Here is a 3,025-nt window from a genome sequence, read left to right on the forward strand (position 1 = left end):
GCCCCTCCCACTGCCCCTCCCCGGACCACCCCTACCCGTCCGGCCAGGCACAGGCCCTTGCCGCCGGGCCGGGCACAGAGCGAGCCCCGGCCGTCCCCGGAACAGAGCTGAGACGGCGCCCCGCCATTCCCGAGCCAGTCCCCCCGGACCTCTCCGGACCAGGCATGAGAGGAGGGACCACCTCGTCCCCGGACCGGGCATGGGACAGCGTGCCGTGTGGAGGTGCCCGGCGATGGACGGTGTGGGCGGGGCGGCCGTCCAGGGGTTCCGGACTACGATCGTCGATCGTGTCTGAAACGCCGCCTTCGGAGAGACCGTCCACGTTCGCCGACGGGGTGCGCCTGGCGATCGGCACGTTGAGCGTGTTCCCCGTCCGCCCGGGGACCGTCGACCGCAGGGCCGGGGGGATCGCGATGACGGCCGCCCCGTTCGTGGGAGCGCTGATCGGAGCCGTCGCCGGGACGGTGCTCACGGTGGCGCTGTGGCTGGAGATCACCCCGCTCCTGGCGTCGGTGCTGGCCGTGGCCACTGTGGCGCTGCTCACGCGGGGGCTGCACCTGGACGGGCTGGCCGACCTGGCCGACGGGCTGGGCAGCGGCAGGCCCGCCGAGCAGGCGCTGGACATCATGAAGCGCTCCGACATCGGCCCGTTCGGCGTCGTGACACTGGTCTTCACGCTATTGGCCCAGGTGGCGGCGCTGTCGGAGGTCTCCGCTGCGGGGGCGGGACCGATCGCGCTGTTCACCGCCTGCGTGGCGGGGAGGCTGGCGCTCACCTGGGCATGCCGCGCGGGCGTCCCCTCCGCCCGCCCGGGCGGGCTCGGCGCGATGGTCGCGGGCACCGTACGGCGGGGCCCCGCGCTGGCCGTGACGGCGCTCATGCTCGCCCTGCCGGCGGCCCTGACGCTCCTGGTCTCCATCGGCGCGTTCAGCCCGGTGCTGCCCGCCTTCTCCGGCGCCTCCGACGGATTCGGCCTGTCCGCCTCCTACGTCTCGTCCGGTGTTTCCGCAACCGCTGGAGAAGCGATGCTCTCCGAGGTTCACGGGCCGGTCGGCTTGGCGGCCGTCGGCCCCGGTCACGGACGTTCATCCTCCCTCTGGGGCCCCTGCGTGGCCGTTCTCGCCGTTCTCGCCGGGCTGCTGGCTGCCTGGGCACTGCGGCGCAGGGCCGTACGGCGGCTGGGCGGGATCACCGGGGACGTGCTCGGCGCGCTGGTCGAGATCGCCACGGCCACCACGCTGGTGGTGTATGCGATGACCATGGGCTGACCCGGTCAGACGGCGACCGGGGCGGGCCGCTCGACCGGCCGGCGCTTGAACAGCACCGCCGAGACCACAGCCAGCAGGGCCGAGCCGACCAGCCCCGTGATCCCGGCGACGACGAGGTCAGGCGGGTCGGCCGCGTCGCCGACGAGCAGGACGAGACTCGCCGACGCGTTGAGCGCGCCATGGCCGACGACCGCGGGCCAGATGCTCCCGGAGTAAAGGCGGAGCCAGCCGAGCAGGGCTCCGTAAACCACGCAGAAGACGACAAACAGGGGCGCGGCCCACGCGCCGAGCTCGGGATAGTTGTAGCCGCGCAGGGTGAGCGGGGCATGCCAGACGCCCCAGATCACGCCGGACACCAGCAGCGCCCGCCAGGTGCCCAGCGGCATCAGGCGTGGCAGCAGCCAGCCTCGCCACCCCCATTCCTCCCCGAACGCCGCTACCGAGTTGATCAGCGGGGCGATCAGGAACGCCACCGCGACCTGCACGACGGCCAGCGTCCCGGGATCCACCGGGGGCGCCTGCCCCCGGGGAGCCGCGGCCAGGCCCTCGCGGAACAGGCTGAGCCCGTCGAGGTCGACGGCGAGCAGCCCCAGGGCGGCGCTGAGCGCGATGGCCACGGCGGCCAGCAGCGGGGTGCCGAACCAGGCCATCACGACGAGCGCGAGGGTGCGGCCCCGGCGTTCGCCCAGCGTCAGCCCCGTCAGCCCTGCCCATTCGCGCCAGGTGGTCCCGGGCGCCGCGCGCCGCCTGCCGTACAGCCGGACGGCCAGGACGGCGAGTGCCGGTGTGAACATCATCGCGACACCGGACACCATGATCAGCGGGGAGGCGAGAGAGGCTCCCGTCAGCCAGATGGGGAGGGCGAACAGCCAGGCCAGGCCGTACGCGGTGAGCAGGAACAGCCAGAGGTCGGCTGGACGACGGGACATGACACCACCTTCGGGGGAGGTCATCACGGAGCGGGGAGTCCTTCGGGGAGGGCGTGGAGGTGGTCCCGGCCGGCGCCCGGGATCAGCGGGCGCCCTCCATGACGAGGGTGTTCAGCAGGGCGGCGCCGCGCTCGGCGTCGTCGACCGAGATGGCGAGCCGGCCGCCCGAGGCGTAGCGCACGACGAGGCACTCCCCGCCCCGGAGCATGATCGTCGCGGCGCCGGGCAGGCCGCGGACGCCCCAGCCGCCCACCTCCTGGGGGAAGCGCTCCTCCGACCAGGCGCTGTCCAGCTTGACGAGCGGGACATGCCTGCGGGGCAGGCGCAGCGGCCCGTAGGAGACCTGGAGGCCGTCCTGGGCGATCCGTACGCGCACCGAGCTGAGCGCCACGCCGAGGAGACCGGCGACGATCGGGACCACGGAGGTGGGCCAGGGGGCGCTCTCCGCGCCGAACGCCGCGGCCACCAGCAGGCCCGTCCCGACGGCGACGAGGGAGGCCCCGATGGCGAGGAGCCAGCCGTTGCGGGCGGAGGAGACCCAGACCGCGCGCTGGCCGGGGCGCAGTTCGAGCAGGTCGGCGTCGGTGCCGCCCCGCCGGGAGACCTCGTCGGGGCCGGGGCGGGCGGCGAGCGCGCCCAGCCAGCCGCCCAGTGCCAGCCCGGCCGGCGCCAGCAGCGCGGCGAGGGACAGGCTGCCCGCCCGCCGCCAGTCGGGCGCGTCGAGGTTGGCCGACACGGTGGCGAGCTGCACGGCCAGGCAGAACAGGCCGCCTCCGCCCAGCAGCGCCCCCAGCCCCATCCGGCCGGCGCGGCGGCGCAGCCTCGCGG

Annotated in this window: 3 protein-coding genes; 1 reads left to right on the forward strand and 2 read right to left on the reverse strand. The window is 74.9% G+C overall.

Annotated features, from left to right (window positions below; translation table 11 throughout):
- The first annotated feature begins 287 nt into the window (after positions 1-287).
- The gene (locus CA984_RS43370) at positions 288-1,268 is read left to right on the forward strand and encodes an adenosylcobinamide-GDP ribazoletransferase (protein ID WP_242676502.1); all 981 of its coding nucleotides are present in this window, start codon (positions 288-290) and stop codon (positions 1,266-1,268) included.
- A gap of 5 nt (positions 1,269-1,273) precedes the next feature.
- On the opposite strand, the gene CA984_RS43375 is transcribed toward CA984_RS43370, so the two are convergent.
- Together CA984_RS43375 and CA984_RS46885 are read right to left on the reverse strand one after the other, a co-directional pair.
- On the reverse strand, positions 1,274-2,197 hold the full coding sequence (locus CA984_RS43375; RefSeq protein WP_086579090.1) for a CPBP family intramembrane glutamic endopeptidase: 924 nt from the start codon (positions 2,195-2,197) through the stop codon (positions 1,274-1,276).
- An 82-nt stretch (positions 2,198-2,279) separates the two neighbouring features.
- Positions 2,280-3,025: DUF1648 domain-containing protein (locus CA984_RS46885; protein WP_165781644.1), on the reverse strand; the 746-nt coding region annotated here is incomplete at its 5' end.

Source organism: Streptosporangium minutum, from assembly GCF_002149035.1.
Lineage (GTDB): Bacteria > Actinomycetota > Actinomycetes > Streptosporangiales > Streptosporangiaceae > Streptosporangium > Streptosporangium minutum.

Excerpts from the sequence above, each read along its gene's own strand:
- CA984_RS43375 (WP_086579090.1), bottom strand. The coding sequence starts at position 2,197 with ATGTCCCGTCGTCCAGCCGACCTCTGGCTGTTCCTGCTCACCGCGTAC.